Origin of the sequence: Nonomuraea sp. NPDC059194 (assembly GCF_042754765.1) — a bacterium.
Taxonomy (GTDB): Bacteria; Actinomycetota; Actinomycetes; order Streptosporangiales; family Streptosporangiaceae; genus Nonomuraea.
This window is the reverse complement of record NZ_JBHZBH010000054.1, coordinates 1-17,389: the sequence shown is the minus strand read 5'-3', so window position 1 is coordinate 17,389 and position 17,389 is coordinate 1. Positions and strand designations below refer to the sequence as shown.

21 protein-coding genes are annotated in these 17,389 nt (G+C 70.1%); 10 read left to right on the top strand and 11 right to left on the bottom strand.

Annotated features, from left to right (window positions below; genetic code table 11):
- Nucleotides 1-10: 10 nt before the first annotated feature.
- A complete protein-coding gene (locus ACFXJ8_RS39480; protein WP_379649987.1) occupies nt 11-1,312 on the bottom strand; it encodes an MFS transporter in 1,302 nt (433 codons plus the stop codon).
- Between ACFXJ8_RS39480 and ACFXJ8_RS39475 the strand changes: the two genes are divergently transcribed.
- Nucleotides 1,311-2,717, top strand: a complete 1,407-nt coding sequence (locus ACFXJ8_RS39475; protein WP_379649985.1) for a PLP-dependent aminotransferase family protein — start codon at nt 1,311-1,313, stop codon at nt 2,715-2,717. The two genes, ACFXJ8_RS39480 and ACFXJ8_RS39475, sit on opposite strands and share 2 nt — an antisense overlap.
- Nucleotides 2,718-2,822: 105 nt before the next feature.
- On the opposite strand, the gene vanY-N is transcribed toward ACFXJ8_RS39475, so the two are convergent.
- Nucleotides 2,823-3,371, bottom strand: a complete 549-nt coding sequence (vanY-N, locus tag ACFXJ8_RS39470) for a D,D-peptidase/D,D-carboxypeptidase VanY-N (protein WP_379649983.1) — start codon at nt 3,369-3,371, stop codon at nt 2,823-2,825.
- A gap of 188 nt (nt 3,372-3,559) precedes the next feature.
- On the opposite strand from vanY-N, the gene ACFXJ8_RS39465 reads away from it, so the two are divergent.
- Genes ACFXJ8_RS39465 through ACFXJ8_RS39455 form a run of 3 tightly spaced genes read left to right on the top strand, consistent with a single transcriptional unit; the run spans nt 3,560 to nt 6,214 of the window.
- On the top strand, nt 3,560-4,234 hold the full coding sequence (locus tag ACFXJ8_RS39465; RefSeq protein WP_379650028.1) for a response regulator: 675 nt from the start codon (nt 3,560-3,562) through the stop codon (nt 4,232-4,234).
- Nucleotides 4,235-4,241: 7 nt separating this feature from the next.
- Entirely contained in the window at nt 4,242-5,726 is a 1,485-nt protein-coding gene (locus ACFXJ8_RS39460) for an ATP-binding protein (protein WP_379649981.1), read from the top strand.
- Nucleotides 5,723-6,214 carry a GerMN domain-containing protein gene (locus ACFXJ8_RS39455; RefSeq protein WP_379649979.1) on the top strand — a complete coding sequence of 164 codons (492 nt, stop codon included), beginning with the start codon at nt 5,723-5,725 and terminating at the stop codon, nt 6,212-6,214. The genes ACFXJ8_RS39460 and ACFXJ8_RS39455 overlap by 4 nt, the downstream gene beginning before the upstream one ends.
- Before the next feature lie 216 nt (nt 6,215-6,430).
- Here ACFXJ8_RS39455 and ACFXJ8_RS39450 read toward each other — a convergent pair whose 3' ends face one another.
- Nucleotides 6,431-7,945: a hypothetical protein gene (locus ACFXJ8_RS39450; protein WP_379649977.1), complete on the bottom strand. Its 1,515-nt coding sequence runs from the start codon at nt 7,943-7,945 to the stop codon at nt 6,431-6,433.
- A gap of 80 nt (nt 7,946-8,025) precedes the next feature.
- A complete protein-coding gene (locus ACFXJ8_RS39445) occupies nt 8,026-9,051 on the bottom strand; it encodes a DUF4328 domain-containing protein (protein WP_379649976.1) in 1,026 nt (341 codons plus the stop codon).
- A 399-nt stretch (nt 9,052-9,450) separates the two neighbouring features.
- Between ACFXJ8_RS39445 and ACFXJ8_RS39440 the strand changes: the two genes are divergently transcribed.
- The 3 genes from ACFXJ8_RS39440 (at nt 9,451) to ACFXJ8_RS39430 (ending at nt 11,153) form a co-directional block, all read left to right on the top strand.
- Nucleotides 9,451-9,792, top strand: a complete 342-nt coding sequence (locus ACFXJ8_RS39440; protein WP_379649974.1) for an ArsR/SmtB family transcription factor — start codon at nt 9,451-9,453, stop codon at nt 9,790-9,792.
- 3 nt (nt 9,793-9,795) lie between these two features.
- A complete protein-coding gene (locus ACFXJ8_RS39435; protein WP_379649973.1) occupies nt 9,796-10,302 on the top strand; it encodes an SRPBCC family protein in 507 nt (168 codons plus the stop codon).
- 236 nt (nt 10,303-10,538) lie between these two features.
- On the top strand, nt 10,539-11,153 hold the full coding sequence (locus ACFXJ8_RS39430) for a dihydrofolate reductase family protein (RefSeq protein ID WP_379649971.1): 615 nt from the start codon (nt 10,539-10,541) through the stop codon (nt 11,151-11,153).
- A gap of 251 nt (nt 11,154-11,404) precedes the next feature.
- Here the strand turns inward: ACFXJ8_RS39430 and ACFXJ8_RS39425 are convergent, their stop codons facing one another.
- The gene (locus ACFXJ8_RS39425) at nt 11,405-11,674 is read right to left on the bottom strand and encodes a hypothetical protein (RefSeq protein WP_379649969.1); all 270 of its coding nucleotides are present in this window, start codon (nt 11,672-11,674) and stop codon (nt 11,405-11,407) included.
- Nucleotides 11,671-12,336: a recombinase family protein gene (locus ACFXJ8_RS39420; protein ID WP_379649968.1), complete on the bottom strand. Its 666-nt coding sequence runs from the start codon at nt 12,334-12,336 to the stop codon at nt 11,671-11,673. Before ACFXJ8_RS39420 ends, ACFXJ8_RS39425 begins: the two co-directional genes overlap by 4 nt.
- Nucleotides 12,337-12,463: 127 nt before the next feature.
- On the opposite strand from ACFXJ8_RS39420, the gene ACFXJ8_RS39415 reads away from it, so the two are divergent.
- The 3 genes from ACFXJ8_RS39415 to ACFXJ8_RS39405 all read left to right on the top strand — a co-directional run bounded on the left by ACFXJ8_RS39415 (nt 12,464) and on the right by ACFXJ8_RS39405 (nt 14,652).
- Nucleotides 12,464-12,859 carry a LuxR C-terminal-related transcriptional regulator gene (locus ACFXJ8_RS39415; RefSeq protein ID WP_379649966.1) on the top strand — a complete coding sequence of 132 codons (396 nt, stop codon included), beginning with the start codon at nt 12,464-12,466 and terminating at the stop codon, nt 12,857-12,859.
- Nucleotides 12,852-14,078 carry a sensor histidine kinase gene (locus tag ACFXJ8_RS39410; RefSeq protein WP_379649964.1) on the top strand — a complete coding sequence of 409 codons (1,227 nt, stop codon included), beginning with the start codon at nt 12,852-12,854 and terminating at the stop codon, nt 14,076-14,078. Before ACFXJ8_RS39415 ends, ACFXJ8_RS39410 begins: the two co-directional genes overlap by 8 nt.
- Before the next feature lie 313 nt (nt 14,079-14,391).
- Complete coding sequence (locus ACFXJ8_RS39405) at nt 14,392-14,652, top strand: hypothetical protein (protein ID WP_379649963.1); 261 nt, start codon at nt 14,392-14,394, stop codon at nt 14,650-14,652.
- Between the two features lie 340 nt (nt 14,653-14,992).
- On the opposite strand, the gene ACFXJ8_RS39400 is transcribed toward ACFXJ8_RS39405, so the two are convergent.
- From ACFXJ8_RS39400 to ACFXJ8_RS39380, 5 genes are all read right to left on the bottom strand, one after another.
- Nucleotides 14,993-15,391, bottom strand: a complete 399-nt coding sequence (locus ACFXJ8_RS39400; protein ID WP_379649961.1) for a hypothetical protein — start codon at nt 15,389-15,391, stop codon at nt 14,993-14,995.
- Nucleotides 15,388-15,663: a hypothetical protein gene (locus ACFXJ8_RS39395; protein ID WP_379649960.1), complete on the bottom strand. Its 276-nt coding sequence runs from the start codon at nt 15,661-15,663 to the stop codon at nt 15,388-15,390. The genes ACFXJ8_RS39400 and ACFXJ8_RS39395 overlap by 4 nt, the downstream gene beginning before the upstream one ends.
- A 141-nt stretch (nt 15,664-15,804) precedes the next feature.
- Nucleotides 15,805-16,536 carry a class I SAM-dependent methyltransferase gene (locus tag ACFXJ8_RS39390; protein ID WP_379649958.1) on the bottom strand — a complete coding sequence of 244 codons (732 nt, stop codon included), beginning with the start codon at nt 16,534-16,536 and terminating at the stop codon, nt 15,805-15,807.
- Nucleotides 16,537-16,873: 337 nt separating this feature from the next.
- Nucleotides 16,874-17,215 carry a helix-turn-helix domain-containing protein gene (locus ACFXJ8_RS39385; protein ID WP_379649956.1) on the bottom strand — a complete coding sequence of 114 codons (342 nt, stop codon included), beginning with the start codon at nt 17,213-17,215 and terminating at the stop codon, nt 16,874-16,876.
- Nucleotides 17,212-17,389, bottom strand: a 178-nt coding sequence (locus tag ACFXJ8_RS39380; RefSeq protein ID WP_379650026.1) for a type II toxin-antitoxin system RelE/ParE family toxin, incomplete at its 5' end; no start/stop codon positions are given. The genes ACFXJ8_RS39385 and ACFXJ8_RS39380, both read right to left, overlap by 4 nt.

Below are 17,389 nucleotides of genomic sequence, written 5' to 3'. Positions count from 1 at the left end.
CAGCCCTGGATCAGCCCACCGGCTCCTCCTTCGGCGCGGTCGGCAGGGTGCGCAGCCTGCTGACCGGGGAGGCGACGAGTCCTGCGATGACGGCGACGGAGCCGATCGCGGCCAGGGTCAGCGCGCCCCTGGCCCCGATCTGCCCGGCGAGCAGCCCGGCCGTCAGGCCGCCGAGCGCGCCGCCGCCGAACAGCAGCGTCCTGAACACCGCCGTCATCCGGCCCATCATCGACTGCGGGGTGAGGGCCTGGCGCAGGCTGACGATGATGACGCCCGCGACGCCGAGCCCCAGGTAGGTGGTGAAGAACGACAGGACGAACATCGCGATCATCACCGGCCTGGGCCCCATGGCCAGCACGATCAGCGTCGGGCCGAGGAGCAGGGCCGACTGGGCGATCAGGTAGACGCGGCCGGTGCGGAACCTGGCGATGACCCTGCCCGAGATCATCGCGCCGATGAGGCCGCCGACCGAGGCCGTGGCGAAGATGCCGCCCAGGGTCGTCGAGGACAGCTGCAGGTCGCGCGTGCCGTACAGGAGGAACATGGTCCACACGGTGACCATCGAGAAGTTGCAGCAGAACCCGATGAGCGCCAGCGCCCGCAGCACCCGGTCGCCGAACACCCAGCGCAACCCGTCGCGCAGCTCGGTCAGCGCGTGTCGTTTCGCCGCCGGCCGCGGGCGCGGCTCGGTGGTGCGGATCAGCAGGAGCGAGACCACGGACAGGGCGTAGGAGAAGGCGTCCACGATCAGCGCCACCGGCGCGGTCAGCGCCGAGACCAGCACGCCCGCGATGCCCGGCCCCGCCACGTCCGCCGTGGAGGAGCTGATGCTCATCTTCGCTCCGGCCTCCACGTAGCGTGCCGGGCTCTTGACCAGGGCGGGCACGTAGGACATCCAGCTCACGTCGAACACGACCGACGCGACGCCGATCGCGCACGCGATGGCCAGCAGCGTGACCAGGTTCAGCGCCTGAAACCAGTACAGGAGGACGACGAGGGCGAGCAGCGTCATCCTGGCCAGGTTGGCGCCGAGCATGAGCGGTTTGCGCTTGACCCTGTCGGTCCACACGCCGATCAGCAGGGCGAGCCCGAGATAGGGCGCGAGCTGCAGGAACCTCAGGAGCCCCACCTGCTCGTCGGTGGCGTCGAAGGCGAGGATCGCCGTCAGCGGTAACGCCAGGTTCGTCACCTGCGCGCCGAGCAGCGACAGGCTCTCGCCGATCCAGAAGGTGAGGAAGTCGCGGTCCCGCCAGAGGCTGCGCTCCAGCAGCGGTTCCGGCCTGTCGATAGAAGCGCTACCATGTGATTTCATGTCAGACGGTAGCACTTCCGCCGATTTGGTGACCAGCCTGCGCGCGCTGCTGGCCGGGCTGTCGCCCGGCGACCGCCTGCCGACCAGCAGGGAGCTGACCCAGCGCTTCAGGGTCGGTCCCGGCACCGTGTCCAGGGCGATCGCGACACTGGCCGCGGAGGGGGCCGTGGTCACCCGCCCTGGCAGCGGCACGTACGTGGCCCACCGCTCCACCAGGGCCGGAGCCGAACCGCCTGACCTGTCGTGGCAGGCGGTGGCGCTGGCCGGGCGCGATTTCGACACGGCCAACGCCGCCGAGGCCGTCCAGCCCCTCCCCGAGGGCGGAATCGCGATGGCGGGCGGCTACCTGCACGAGTCGCTGCAGCCGACCAGGGCGCTGGGCGCCGCGCTGGCGCGCGCGGCCCGCCGTCCCGACGCCTGGCATCGGGCGCCCACGGCCGGGCTGGCGCCCCTGCGCGCGATCTTCGCCAGGCTCGCGGGAGGCGGGGTGACCCCCGACGACGTGCTGGTCACCGGCGGCGGGCAGAGCGCGCTGTCGATGCTGTTCAGGGCGGTCGCCGCGCCCGGCAGCCCCGTCCTCATGGAGTCGCCCACCTATCCGGGAGCCCTGGCCGCGGCCAGGGCGGCGGGGCTGCGCCCCGTGCCCGTCCCCATGGACGACGAGGGCATCCGCCCCGACCTGCTGGCCGACGCGTTCGCCATGACGGGGGCCCGCCTGCTGTACTGCCAGCCGACCTTCCACAACCCGACCGGCACGGTGCTCGCGCCCGCCAGGCGCGGCCAGGTCGTCGACGTGGCCAGAGCTGCGGGCGCCTTCCTCATCGAGGACGACTTCGCCAGGCACCTCGGCCACAGCAGGCAGGTGCCGCGCGCGCTGGTCGCCGACGACCGCGACGGCACGGTGGTCCACGTGACGTCGCTGACCAAGCCCGCGTCGCCGAGCCTGCGGATCGGCGCGGTGATCGCCAGGGGTCCGGTCATGCGGCGGTTGCAGGGCATGCGGTTCGTCGACGACTTCTTCGTCACCCGCCCCCTGCAGGAGGCGGCCGTCGAACTCGTCAGCACCCCCGCGTGGGACCGGCACCTGCGGGAGCTGTCGGCGGCGCTGCGCGAGCGCTGCGCGGTGCTCTCCGACGCCCTGGCTCGCGAGGTCCCCGAGTGGAGGCTGACGCGCTTCCCCACCGGCGGGCTGCACCTGTGGGTCGAGCTCCCGCCGGGCGTCCAGGACTCCGCCATGGCGGACGCCGCCCGCGCGTACGGCGTCGCGGTCAACGCGGGCGGCCGCTACTTCCCGGCCGAGCCGTCGGGGGCCTGTCTGCGGCTCGGCTTCGCGGCCGCCGCGGACACCGCCGAACTGGTCGAGGGTGCCCGCCGCCTCGGCGCCGCCGTACGCGACGGGTCCTGAGGGAGGTTGTGCCGGGCTCGTCGCTGCAGGCGGTGACGGGTTGTCGTTCGTGCTGGCTCGCTGTGGTTCATGCCTCCAGTCAGCGCAGCGCGGTGTTGCCAGCACCTACGTGGCCCACGCCGGGTGGGGTCGTCGTCGTGGTGGCGTGCCGCCTCTGTCTGGGCGGTGCTCGAAGTGCCACCACTCGTTGTCGTAGATGCGGTAGAGGTCGTAGCGGGCGCCGTGTTCCTCGAGCCAGCGAGCGCCTTCGTGCGGGCGCACGTCCAGCGCGATGCCCTTGACATGGCAGGATTCCGCCGGTGGTAGCACGAGCATTCGTGCCAAGGCCGGGGAGCCGCAGCGGCGTACCTCCTCGTCGAACATCCGTTGCTGGACAACGGGATCGCGGTATCCCGAGGTGAGGCCGATGAGCTGGCCGTAACGCCAGAGCGCCTCGGTGCGCGCCGCGGTGAACGCCGCCATGGCGCCGTCAGTGAGCCCAGTGAGGTCCTCGGCGGGGAATCGCATCCGGAGCGCCCAGCGGCAGGCCAGTTCGCGGGCGCGACCGGGATGGCGGATGAACGCCGCGGGCAGCAAGAGTACGGCCAGCACCAGCGTGACCACGGCGAACAACCGGTCACGAGGCCGAGGTGGGAGGGTATGTGGTTCGTCCATGGCGACTACGATTGGCGCCGAATGTGCGTGCATTGTCCGCCGTATGTCACCGTTTCTCGACGGCGCGACCGAGGGCGCGACTGTGACACAACCATGACACGGCGCGGACGAGGCGGGGACACGGCCGGCCGACAGTGGACGGGTTGACCGGCGGGCGAGGTACGGAGCGTGTTGTGAAACTCGGCGGCGTGTCGCGAGTGTTGTTGATCGAGGATGACCCGGCTGTGCGGGAGGGCCTTGACCTGGCCCTGACCCGGCATGGGCATCGGGTACGCGCGGTGGAGTCCGGCGAGCAGGGGCTGGACCGGCTGCGTATGGACCTTCCCGACGTCGTCGTGCTCGATCTGATGTTGCCTGGCATGGACGGGTTCGAGGTCTGCCGCCGCATCCGGGCCGTCGGGGAGGTACCGATCATCATGCTGACCGCGCGCGGCGACGACATCGACGTCGTGGCCGGGTTGGAGGCGGGCGCCGACGACTACGTGGTCAAGCCGGTGCAGCCCAGGGTGCTCGAGGCACGCATTCGCGCGGTGCTCCGGCGGATCGGCCGGGACCAGGCGGAGCTGGAGCGGCACGGGGGCCTGACCATCGATCGGGCCGGGCTGGTGGTCGCCAACCGCGGCGAGCCGGTCAGCCTCGCCCCGACCGAGCTGCGCCTGCTGCTCGAGCTCTCCAGTACGCCGGGCCGGGTGCACAGCCGCCAACAGCTGCTGGAGTCGGTGTGGGAGCACGGGTATTTCGGTGACTCGCGTCTCGTGGACGCGTGCGTGCAGCGGTTGCGCGCGAAGATCGAGGACGACTCGGCGGCGCCCGTCTACGTGCAGACGGTGCGTGGGTTCGGGTACCGGTTCGGGCCGGTGTGAGCCGCCGGTGACACCTCGGCTGAGCCTGGGGCTGCGTGCCCGGCTGTTGCTCGCGTTCGCACTGCTGTGTGTGGTCACCGCGGCGGCGGTGGCCGGCGGGCTCTACGTCCAGGCCCGCAACGACATCCTGCAACGGACCCAGGATGCCGCAGTGCAGGCGATGACAAGCCGCCTGCAGGCGCACTACCCGTTGCCGAGTGCGGCGCCGGGCCCGGCCGAGCTCGACGAGATCGCCGCCGTCGCGACCGACCAGAACAGCTTTGCGGTCGCCGTCTACCGCGAGATGCACTCGCCGCTCGCCCCGTCGCTCGCCCCGCCGCGGGGGCGCTGGAGGCCGGGCGGGAGAGCGCCGGTCTCGGATCTCGGGATGATTTCACCGGAGTTGCGGCAGATGGTGGCCGGCGGCCGTACCGCGTGGCAACGTGTGGTGCGGCAGGGTGAGCCCTTCCTGATCATCGGCACGTCGTTGCTGATCACCGAGCCGAATCGGACGACGCGGGTGTCCGGCATCGAGGTCTACGGCATGCGCAGCCTGCTTGCCGAACAGCGCAGCATCGACGAGCTCGCCGCATCCGCCTGGCTCACGGGCGGGGCGGCCCTGGCGTTCGCGGTCGTCCTGGCGTTGCTGGCCACCCGTGGTGTGCTGCGCCCGGTGCGGGAGCTCGGTCGGGCGGCACGCCTGCTGGGCGAGGGCGAGATGCGGGCCAGGATCGCGGTCAACGGCTCCGACGAGCTGGCCGACGTGGCACGCACGTTCAACAACACCGCCGCGGAGCTGGAACGGCACGTCAAGCAGCTCCGCGAGATGGAGGCCGACGCCCGCCGGTTCGTGGCCGACGTGTCCCACGAGCTGCGCACCCCGCTGGCCGCGCTCGCCGCGGTCGCCGACATCCTCGATGAGGAGGCGGCCCAGCTGCCCGAGCCCGCCGGCAGGGCCGCCAGACTGGTCAGCCAGGAGACGCTCAACCTCACCGCTCTGGTGAACGACCTCATCGAGATCAGCAGGTTCGACTCCGGCGTCGCGGCCCTCGCGCTGAACGAGATAGACATGGCCGAGCTGGTGCGCGCGACCCTGCGGGCCCGGGGCTGGTCGGAGCCGGTGCACACCGAGCTTCCACCCGCGGTGACGGCACGGCTGGACCCGCGCCGAGTGGACGTCATCCTCGCCAACCTGGTCGGCAACGCCCTGCGGCACGGCGAGCCACCGGTGTCGGTACGGCTGTCCGCCGACCCGCACTGGATCGCTCTCGAGGTCCGCGACCACGGACCGGGGCTGGACGAAGCGGTGCTGCCGCACGTGTTCGACCGGTTCTACAAGGCCAGCGCGGCCAGGGCCAGGTCCGAGGGCAGCGGCCTCGGACTCGCCATCGCGCGGGAGAACGCGCGCCTGCACCGAGGCGACCTCACCGTCACCAACGCCCCGGACGGCGGCGCCATGTTCACGCTGCGCCTGCCACGCCGGGCGCCCGATCCGGACGGAGGCCCCGAGTGAGGACCGGACTCGCCCGCCGCGTGCTCGCCGCGGGCCTCGTATCGCTCGTCGCCGTGGCCGGCTGCGGCGTGCGACCCAGCGACGTCATCGAGGCCGGCGACCCGCCGAGCGGAGCCGTCGTACCAACCACGACGATCACCCTCTACCTGGTGAAGAACGGCCGGCTCAGCGTGGTAACGCGGCCCAGTGGTGGTCGGCCACTGTTCCGAGCGGACACGCTCGCGCTGCTGGCAGCCGGACCCACCACGATGGAAAAGGCGGACGGATTCACCACAGACGTCCCACCCGATGCCAGCCCGTTCTCGGTGACCGTCAAGACGGCCGGCCACTTGGTGGTGACCCTGTCCACTCCGGCCGGCGAACTGTCCACACTGGCCGTCGATCAGATCGTGTGCACGGCCGCCGCCGCCACGGTGCCGAAAAGCCCCCCCAAGGTCACCGTCGTCGATGCCGGGCAAAGCGTCGACCCACGCAACTGCCCGGGGTAACGGTAGCGACCTCTCCTCTACCTCGGAGAGATTCGCCGTGGTCTTGGGCGGATTGAGTGGAACGTACGGCTGGCGGTGGTGGCGACGTCGATGACCGCGGCGGCGAGGTCGGACAGCCGCGGCGTGGCCGGCCGACCTCATCGACAGCGGCCGCTACGTCGAGGACGTCTGGTCCGGGCCGGACGCCCTCGACTGATGTTCGTCAAAGGAGCCGGGTCACGACTTCTTGGGAGGGCAGCTGACGGTATAGGAGATCTCCTTCACCGGCATGTTGTGGTTGAGCACCTCGAAGCGGACGGTGCCACTCGCGGTGGTGGAATGCGCGCCGCCCGAGATACTGGTCGTCCCTGCGCGCAGCGCGTTCTCGTACACGTAGGTACGGCCGGCCACCGTCCAGCGGTACTTCACCTCGCCGGCGCGGTCCAAGGTCAACGTCACCCCCAGCCCGATACGCGGCGGCTCGTCGCACGTGGGGTCCGGATAGGTGACGTTGTGGCTGATCCTGTCGATGGACACGGTCACGTCGTGCGGCTCGGTCAGGCACTTGAGCACGAACGTCCGCTCGACCGGCTCCGACGGCCCGCCTTCGGCCATGAGACCGAGGGTGTGGGTGCCTGACTGCTGATCGTTCAGCGGGAACGTGCCGAGCACGTACTGAGAGCGGGGGCCGGCTCCGGCCGGGATGTCGATCTGCTGCTTCTTCCACGGCGAGCCGTCCAGGATCCACCAGTAGGTGACGGTGGTGGCCGGCCCCGGAGGCAGCCCGATGGTCCCCCAGGCGTCGTACACCACGGGAGCTGTGCAGGAGCCCTCATAGTCGCCGGGAGACAGGTAGGGGATGGCGACCACGGGCTTCGGCGCCGACGGATCCGTCTGACTCGGCGAAGGAGTCGGCCGTGTGGGACCGGGGCTCGGGCTCTGGCTGGGCGTGGGGCTGGAGCTCGGACTGGGGCTGTGGCTCGGGCTGGGATTCGGTCCAGGGCGAGGGGGCGTGCCCGTACAAGTCACCTGATAGGCGGCACGACCCGAGTCGTACCCCTGCGCCACGTGGATGGCCTTCCACCCCCTGGCGGCCCCGCCCACGCTGAGTGGCAGGCTGACCTGCTTGAGACGTGGCCCACCGGCCGGGAAGTCCAGGTACTCCACGGGCCCTTCGCCCTGCGCGCTGTCGACCCACCGGTAGGCCACCCGGGCGGGCACCCTCGACACCTGGACCGTGCCGGTGAACCGCACGGTCGCGGGACACGTTCCGTTGTACGCCGGGGGCGTGACGTCCACGTGCGCCGCGGCGACGAGCTGCTCGGTGCTGTCGGCGGGGAGCAAGTGATCGACGTCGTACACCCTGACCGGACCGGCGCAGCGGACACGGAAGTAGGCCTTGCGCGACAACCCCCTCACGCCGAGGATCTCGACGGCCTGCCAGCCCCTCGCCGACGTCTCGAACGTCTGCCGGTCGCGGACGGTGAACTTCCTGGCCCCGCTGACCGCGAAACTCCTGATCGCCCCCTTGGAGCCGTCACCACGCACCCAGCGGTACCGGACGGTGCCCTTCCCCCTGGCCGAGACGGTGGCGGAGAAGCCGACCGTGGTGGGGCAGGCGCCGGAACGGTTCGCGGAAGAGGCCTTGACCTTGGCGACCACCACCTTGACGGCGGGCGCGGCGGCGGCCGGGGGAGCGGCCAGCAGGCCGCCGAGCATGAGGGCGCCCAGCAGCAACGCTGTCCTCTTCATGAAACTGTGCCTTTCTCGCGAGAAGCCCACAAGATACGCAGCGTCACTGCAGTCCCACTGGTATCTGGCTTGGAGCGATCTCACCCAAACCCCTGGGCCCCCGCAACGCCGGCGAGGCGCTCGTCCTGGAACCGCGTCAGCCGCTGTACGACGAGGACGGCGAGGACGGCGGATGCCACGGTCAGGACCCCACCGACCAGCACGAACGCCTCGATGGCCAGGGCCGACGCCGCGTCCGGCGCCTGGTCCCAGGTGAGCCAGGACCTGGACAGGTAGAGCATGGCGAGCTGGGTCGCCCAGACCGCCCACCAGGCGTGCAGCACCGCCCGCGACGGGCCTGGCCGCCGCCTCGCACCCCGGCCGCGGCTGAGGCGTGCGGGGGACGTGCCGGCGTCGTCGGCGGGCAGGCTGGCGAACCAGATGTCGTCGATGATCTGCTTCGGGATCCACAGGTGCGCCACCGGCACGAACCAGGAACCGAGGGCGGCACCCCGGCCGCCAGGGCCCGTGCCAAGAGCCCCGGCGCCCGGCACACCGACGCCGGCCTGCGGCAGCTCCGCGTCGAGCAGGCGGGCGGCCTGCTGGCCGAGGCGGGCGGTGAGGGCGGCCGGCAGCCAGGTGCCGGTGTCGTCCATGAACGGGCGGGTGGCGTCGGCGAGTTCGGCCAGTTCCGGGCGGCGGGCCGGGTCCTTGTCCAGGCAACGGGTGATGAGCTGCCGCAGCGGCCCCTCGGGGATGCCGGCGAGGTCCGGTTCACCAGTGATGATCCGATACATGATGGCGTACGCCCCGCTGTCCGCGTTGCCGAACGGCATCCGCCCGGTGGCCGCGAAGGCGAGAACCGCGCCCAGGCAGAAGACGTCACCGGCCGGGGTGACGCGTTGACCGTGCACCTGCTCCGACGCCATGAATCCGGGCGAGCCCATGACCGCCCCGGTGTGCGTGAGCTGTCCGTCCACCACCGTGTCCAGGGCGCGGGCGATGCCGAAGTCGATGACGCGCGGGCCGTCCAGGGTGACCAGGATGTTCGACGGTTTGAAGTCACGGTGCACCAGCCCCGCGCCGTGCACGTCCTGGAGTGCCCGGACCAGGCCGCCGGCCAGCACCCACAGGGAGCATTCAGGGAGCGGCCGTGCAGGCCCTCGACCACCTCGCGCAGGGAGGGTCCGGGTACGTACCCGGTGGCGACCCAGGGCTGCGGCGCCTCGGTGTCGGCGTCCAGGACCGGTGCCGTCCACCGGTCGCCGACCCGGCGGGCGGCCTCGACCTCGTGATGGAAGCGGCGGCGGAACTCGGGGTGCCGGTAAGAAACGCGTCATGAGCCCCAAACGAGCGGGATTGGGTGTCTCGGCTGCTGTGACGCGGGCGGCGTACACGTGGTGGGCCTTGCGGGCGGCCGGCTTAGTGGTGTCGGTGGCGGGGGGGGGGTGGCGATCGTCATCTGCCAAGGCCCGCCTGATTCCCTCCGGCTTTACGCATGCTGATATGAGCATATGATGGCGGCCATGGCACGGGCAGCGACGACGTCGGACGTCTTCAACGCGATCGCCGAGCCGCAGCGCCGGGAGATCCTGGTGCTGCTGCGGGCGGGTGAGCGGCCGGTGACCGAGTTGGCCCTGGAGCTGGGGATGACCCAGCCGGGGGCGTCCAAACACCTGCGGGTGCTCCGGGAGGTCGGGCTGGTGCGGGACCGCAAGGCAGGCAAGCAGCGCCTCTACGGCCTGGACGCCCGCGGGCTGCGAGCGGTCCATGAGTGGACCGGCGGGTTCGAGCGGTTCTGGAACGAGAGCTTCGACCGGCTGGACGCCTACGTGCAGGACCTGAAGCAAGCAAGGCAGGGGGAGTAGCTGATGAGCGAGATGGGGCGAGGAGCGCCGGCGCAGTCCGCGACGGCCGACCGCGAGGTTGTGATCTCCCGGGTCATCGACGCCCCACGGGAGCTGGTGTTCGAGGCGTTCACCGAGGTGCGGCATCTGTCGCGGTGGTGGGGGCCGGAGGGGTTCACCACCACCACGCGGGCGTTCGAGTTCCGCGTCGGCGGAGAGTGGGACTTCGTGATGCATGGACCGGACGGGACGGACTACCAGGAGTGGATCACCTGGACCGAGCTCGCCCCGCCGGAACGGATCGCGATGCTGCACGGTGAGTCCCGCGACGACCCGAACGCCTTCGAGTCGGTCCTGACGTTCGAGCCCGACGGCACGGCGACCCGGATCGAGATGCACACGGTGTTCCCCACCAAGGAACTGCGCGACGAGGCGGTCGAGAAGTACCACGCGATCGAGGGCGGCCGGCAGACCCTGAGCAACCTGGCTGCCTACGTCACCGAGATCGTTCGGAAGGGAGCGGAGGGCTGATGGCCGGAAAGGAAGGTGTAAGAAATACCCTCGCAGTTCCGCGTCCACCGGCCGGTCGGACTGCACCCCTTCTGGCCTGTGACCTGGTCTCTTTCTCCGCTCCACGATGCGGGCGCACGGGATGAGGAGACTTCAGGAGGCGTGAAGGTCCCTCTTCTTCGTCGAAGTTTTCGCCGAAGTGGTGATCGAATCTGACTAGCGTCCGCACGACCGGTTTACCAGTCGCAACCACCAAGATGGAGTTCATGATGTCGGATACCACCTGCCATATGTCGATCTCACTGGACGGCTTCGTCGCCGGACCTGACCAGAGCCGTGAGGCCCCCATGGGAAAGCGGGGGCAGGAGTTGCACGGCTGGCACATCGGCGACCCGCGGGCCAACGATGCGGACAAGATCGCGAACGAGTGGCTGATGCGCCCGAGGGGCGCATACGTCATGGGCCGCAACATGTTCGGCCCGATCCGCGGGGACTGGGATGAGGACTGGTCGGGCTGGTGGGGCCCCGAACCGCCCTATCACGCGCCGGTGTTTGTACTGACCCACCACCCCCATGATCCGGTCCCGATGGACGGGGGGACGACGTTCTACTTTGTCACCGACGGCTTCGACGCGGCATACTCCGCGGCGTGCCAGGCCGCAGGCGACAAGGGCGTGGACATCGTCGGCGGTGCCTCGACCGTCCGGCAGGCACTGGCAGCCGGGGTGATCGACGAACTCACCCTCGACATCGCGCCCGTTCTGCTCGGTTCGGGCGAGCGGATCTTCGACGGGGTTGACTTCGACTTCGAGCCCGCCGAGGTGCTTCACTCCCCGCTGACCACCCACATCCGCTACCGCCGTAACAGCTGACCCTCGGGCCCGCCGCCGCGCTGCGCAGCAGCCCTGTCGTTCCTCAGACCAGGGCTGCTGCGCGTCGCAAGCGGGGGTTGTTGACACTGTTCGGTTGCCCGATCGACGGTGTACCGCGCAGTTCAACGCGCTGGCGATGACAAGTCACCAGCGACGCGGCACGGGTGAACGGCCACCTCTTTGTCGAAGAGGGCCAAAGGCAGTGCTCGTGGGCACGTCCTGATGGTGGGGACGGATGTGGGGTGTGCTGGTCAGTTGCCTGGTGGTGGCTGTTGTTCGGCGGTGGTGATGCAGGTGGCGTACACCCGGTGGGCCTTGCGTTCGGCCGGCCCGGCGTCTGGGGCGGCCAGGGTGGCGCTCTGGTGCAGCGCGGCGCGGTGGAGGGTGAGCGGGGCGGTGAGGCGCACCGAGTGACCTTGGCCGCGGCGGATGGTCCGCCCGGCGGCGAGGGCCTGGCGGACGGCGTCGTCGCCGACGGCGTTCAGGTGGTCGGCGAGCAGACCCGGCAGATCGAGCGTCACTTCCAGGTCCGGCCGCGCGGGATCGTGGGCCGGTTCGCCCGTGGGCGCGAGCGTGTCGAGTTGGTCGGGCAGTTCGCGGGCGCGGGCGCTGTCCAGGATCCGGCGGATGGTCTTGGGGGCGACGTGGTGCTGTCGGGCGAGGGCTTGATCGCGGTTCCGCTGCGGTAGGCCTCCACGACGTCGGCGGCCCGGCCGGTGTCCAGGGCGGTGGGTCGGCCGAGGGTCTTTCCAAAGGCCTCGGCGGCGGCGACGCCTTCGCGGGTGTTCTCGCTGATCATGTCGCGCTGGAACTCCAGCACGGCCGCCAGGACCGAAACCATCATCTTGGTGCCGGGGTCGTCGCTGGCCAGGTCGATCCCCGACAGGAGCCCGGATTCGACCCGCAGGTGCAGGCCCCGGCGGGCCAGGACCGGGCGCAGGGCGAGGATGTCGGCGACCGAGCGGAACAGGCGGGCGGCGTCGGCGATGCGGATGGTGTCGCCGACGGCGGCCTCGTGCAGCAGGCGGGTGAATCCCGCGCGGTCCAGCGAGAGCTGGCGGCTGGAGGTGGCGGGGTCCTCATAGGCGGGGGCGCCGGCGGCGAGCAGTGCAGCCAGGGCGTGCCGCTGGCGGGCGTCGGTCTGCTTGTCGGTGGAGTACCGCAGGTAGACCCGGTCAGTCACGCCCGCCGTCCCCGGCACGGGTGAAGGCTCGGGCGATTAGCAGGGCCCGGCGCGTGTTGGTGGGGACGTAGCCGTCCCGCTCCTGGGTGTCGTCCCTCCATTCCAGCTCAACCGCGCCGTCGGCCTCGTGGACGAGGCGGTCAAGGCCGGCGCCTCGGGTTTCCTGCTCAAGGACGCCCGCCACGAGGACCTGATCGCCGCCGTGCGCGCCGTGCACCGGGGCGATGCCGTGCTCGCCCCCGCGGTCACCCGCCGCGTCCTCGCCCTGGCGAATGCCGCCGTGCCCACCGCCCGCGGCGGCAGTGGCGCGGCCGACCGCCTGGCGGGCCTCGGCGAGCAGGAACGCGAAGTGCTGCTGCTGGTCGGCACCGGGCTGTCCAACGCGGCCATCGCCGAGCGGCTTTCCGTCAGCGAGGCCGGCGTCAAGCGCCGGGTGAGTCAGCTGCTGACCAGGCTGGGCTGCGAGAACCGGGTCCAGCTCGCCATCGCCGCCATCGACGGGGGCCTGGTGCCGCGTGCTTGACCAGCCCATGCTGGCCGCCGGCCCGCCCGCGGGCGCGCCGAAGGGCGGCGGGCCGCTGTGGTGGAGGTCCTGGCGTTCGGCGGTGTTCGACGTACTGCTGACGCTGTGCCTCGTGGCGGCGACGCTGGTCGACTTCGCCAGCACCTACCCCGGCCTGCCCCCGTGGCTGCGGGCCCTGCAACTGCTCGCGGTGGCCGCCGGGACGCTCTGCTTCGTCCTGCGCCGCGTCCGGCCGGTCCTGGTCACCGTCGTGGCGCTGGCGATGCTGCCGCTGGGCAGCGACCTGCTGACCCCGTTCGCCGTCTACGCGCTGGCCCGCTACCGCCAGGCCGACCGGACGATGCTCGGGCTGATCGGCCTGACCTTCGTGGCCGACCTGGTCATGCTGTGGTTCGGACTGCCTGATGACCTGCACGCCCCCGGCTCCGACTGGTGGCTCGACGCAGCCATCGTCGTTTCGCTCATCATCGTCCCGGCCCTGTTCGCCGCGCACCGCCGTACCCGCCTCACGCTCGTCGAGCAGCTACGGGAACGCGCCGAGCAGCTGGAACGCGAAAGGCACCTGGTCGCCACCCAGGCCCTGGCACAGGAACGCGCGCGCATGGCACGCGAGATGCACGACGTGGTGGCCCACCAGATCGGCCTGGTCGTGGTCTACAGCAACGTGCTCCAGACCGCGGCGGCCGACGACCCGGCACAACTGCGCGAGATCGGGCAGCGGATGGGCGACAGCGGCCGCGCCGCCCTGCAGGAACTCCGCGCCGTGATCACCATGCTCCGCGGCACCGGCACCGGCACCGGCACCGCGACCACCGCCGCCCCCGGGCTGCCCGCCCTGCGCGCCCTGGTGGAGGAGTCCGCGCAGGCGGGCATGCCGGTCACCCTCCACGTGGCAGGCACCGAGCGCGCGCTGCCCGAGCCCGTCACGCACACCGTCTTCCGGCTCACCCAGGAGGCGCTGACCAACGTCCGCAAGCACGCGGGCGGCGCGCCCACCGAGGTGTCGCTCTGCTACGACCCCGCCTCCGTACGGCTCGTCGTCCGCAACGCCCGCCCCGGCGAGGCGGCCCCCGGCTTCGAGGCGCTGCCCAGCAGCGGGCACGGGCTGGTCGGCATGCGCGAACGGGTCGCCGCCTGCGACGGCACCTTCGCGGCGGGCCCGACCCCGGACGGCGGCTTCGAGGTGCGGGTCGAGCTGCCGGCAGTGGCCGCGCACTGAACGGGGCCACCGCGCCGTTCCGAGGACCTGCTGAGCGTTCAACGTGGATGATCTTTCTGAGGGCTGAGATCGTCACGGTTGCGGCCTGAGCCACGACAGTAGATCTCCTCTCAAAGACGCCCAGCTGTCCGATTTCGGAACCGGCCCGCCCTCTTCGGAGAGTGGGGGGCTTCTTCGCGTTTGGGCAGGTCTGTGATGGTTGAAGATTTACCTTTTGGGGCGTTGGCGCGGGTGTTGCCCTGGCTTGCGGCGGCCCTAGTATCTGGCGCAGTAATCCGCACCGTGACCTGGGGGAACGATGGTCGATCTTGACGTGCCCGAAGACGTTATCGAAGCCCAGAAGGCATACGACGCCGCTGACGCTCGCGTGCAGGAGTTGGCTGCTGCGCTGCCGTCGTCGGTCGACATGATTGAGGGCAGGGCCACGTGGGATGAGGAGGCGATGGCCGACCTCCTGGAGGCACGATCGGAACGGCTACGCCTGCTGGGTGTCCTCCGCGAACTGCCATGGTGGGGGACGGTGCCATCCAAGCTGGACGCCGAGAAGCAGCTACGGCTGGCCGCGCGAGGCTGAGGCGGTGTGGCCATCCGAATGCCTATCTGGACAGGCAGTCGCATACGGGACTGTAATCAAGGTATGCGGGGAACGCGAGGGATCTTCGCGGCTTGGCTTATGGTCATCCTGCTATGGGTAGCGGGCCTGGTCATGATCGCCACCGTCGTGAGCCACGGCGGATGAAAGTCATGCCGGCCCTCGGCGCCGCCATTCGGCGAACCCCGCCAGCGCCCGCTCGCGTACGGCGTCAGGCCGGGGCCAGCGGGCCCACCAGCTCGTCGCTTTGCCCCTCTGGTGCTTGGCCCGGACCTGGCCGGGGTCCCGCGCGCTTCCCACCTCCACGTTGGCCAGGTAGGCGTCAGACCGGGAGGAGCTCCAGATGGTGATAACCGCCCCAGCCCGCAGCGTCGCCCGTCAGGACCGGCCAGCCGCGTTCCATCGCGAGATAGGCGGTATGTGCCTGGTGGAGCGGCACGTCGTAAGGGCGCGGTGCGTGCCGGGCCTGGCGGGACACCCGGAACGTCTCCTGGCTGGTCAGGTCCGCGACTTCGCAGGCCCTGAACCCGTACAGCCACATCAGATGCTCGGGGTCTGGATCGGCGACGATCGTGGCCTGCACGAGGGCGGTGACCGGCACCAACATGGTGTCGCCGTCCTCGGTGAGCAACGACAACGCCGTGCGGACGTCCTTTCCACGGTCATCGTCAGTGAGGACGCGGAGGATCGCGGTCAGATCCGCGACGTATCCCGAGATCACGTGGCGTTGGACTTCTTCGCCGCGGCGGCCTGCTTGGCGGCATGCATTCGCTCGCGCATCGCGTCCCTGCGCTGGTCATAACCCTCCGGGTCGACCGCGCGATCCTTCTCTACCAGCCGGGCCAGCCGTTCCCGGGAGGCCCGATCGGCGTCGAGGCGCTGTTGCGCGAGCTCGGCGAAGAAACCGGATACGGTGCCACCGGTCTTTTCCGCCCAGGTCCTGAGCTCTTCGTGCAGGGTTTCGGGAATGCTGATCGAAATCTTCACCGCCATACCGACACCATACCCAGTACACCCATCAGTGTCCTCAGGACCATCGAATGACTTGGGGCGCCCGCGCGAACCACGCCTCCGCTGCGCTGCGCGTGCGACCTGACCACGCCTACCATCTCCCACCAGTTCAGTCCTGTTGGTTCAGGTCGTGCGCTCGGAGATGAACACCAACTCGCGGCCTGGACGATCAGGAGCTTCCCGTACATCCAGCACTCGATAGCCGTGGGCGATCAGACTCGATTCCACCTCGTCGCGGCTGCGGAACCGGAGCGTCGAGTCGGAGGTGACCACCACGCCGTCAGACAGGAACCTGTAGGTGTAACGGAAGGAGACGAACGGAAGGCTTACGTCGGTGACCTCACGACGCTGCTCCACTAATCCGCTCCCCGGGATATCGAGGATGACCTGAGCAGCGTCAGCAGCAGCCCATTCCTCCCAGGCCCGGCGTTCGGGACGCCTGGTCTCGAACACGAGGTAGCCACTTGGACGAAGCGCGCCGTGGATGCCCTGGAGAGTCCGCATCCAGTCGTCATCAGTGAGGAAGACCTGCGCCACATTTCCCGTCATCACCGCAAGGTCAGCACCGAGCGCCGACACCGTCGTGGCATCGCCATGGACCCAGGTGATACTTTCGGTTCGATCTTTCGACTTCGCAACTTCAAGTGATGCCTCGGCCGGATCGACACCCACGACAGTGCGGCCGCTCTCAGCAAGCAGGACGGCCAGGCACCCTGTCCCGCAGCCAACGTCGAGTACACGGTCCACGCCCAACTCGTCGGCGATGTTGAGGTAGGCGGTCAGGTCATCGCGGTCTCCATCAAAGGCATCGTAGACGGGTGCGAGGCGGGGGTGGGAAAAGATCGCATCGGGCACAGGGCGACGATAGTCATGTTCGAGCGTGCGGTCGCTGTTGACCTCTTCGATGAGCGAGACCAGCCGACGGTGCGCCTCACAGGCAAGTGATGGACGCGTATGAATCACGCGCCGCCCTGCGCGGCCGTCGGTCTCGCCTCGCTACTGCTGCCGACCAGTTCGGCCATGCTGCCGGTCACTGCGTCGGCTCCGGCCTGAGTGAGGCTGTCGGCCTTTCCCGGTTCGCTGGCGTAAGCGATCGCGATTGAGTGCACAGGTAGTGCCGAGGCTCAAGGTGTCGGTGAGATTCGCCGCCAGCGTGAAAGCGCGAAGGGCCCCTCTGTGGAAGTCCTTGCCCTTAGACAGCAATCCGGCCGTTCAGGTCCTGCTCGGGTCCACGCAACCGGTAGGAGTGGTCACCGATGACGGCCGAGACCTCCAGATGCCCGCCCAGTGCCTCCACGTAGGCGGCAATGGCGGAGACTGTGGACACTTCGCCGCGTTCGATCTGCGAGACCCGGCCACGTGTCACGCCCATCGTCTTGGCAAGCTCGGCCTGCGACAGCCCCGCCGCGCTGCGGCGCTCGGCAAGCTGATGTCCGTCGATGTACGCCTGGGTACGCCGCCGGGCCTCGCCCGTCCGCTCGGGTCCGGCTGCCTCGGCATGTGCCTTGTGGTCGAATTTACTGAAGCCGGTCATCGGCCCTCCTCTTCCTCGCGGGCCTTCAAGTACAAACCAAACAGGTGCTCGGCGCGTGGGATGGCCTCGCGGTACCAGCCTCGCCAGTTCTTGGACTTGTCCCCGGCCACCAGGAGAATCGCGCTGCGCCACGGATCGAAGGCGAAGATGATGCGAACCTCACTGGAACCCGAC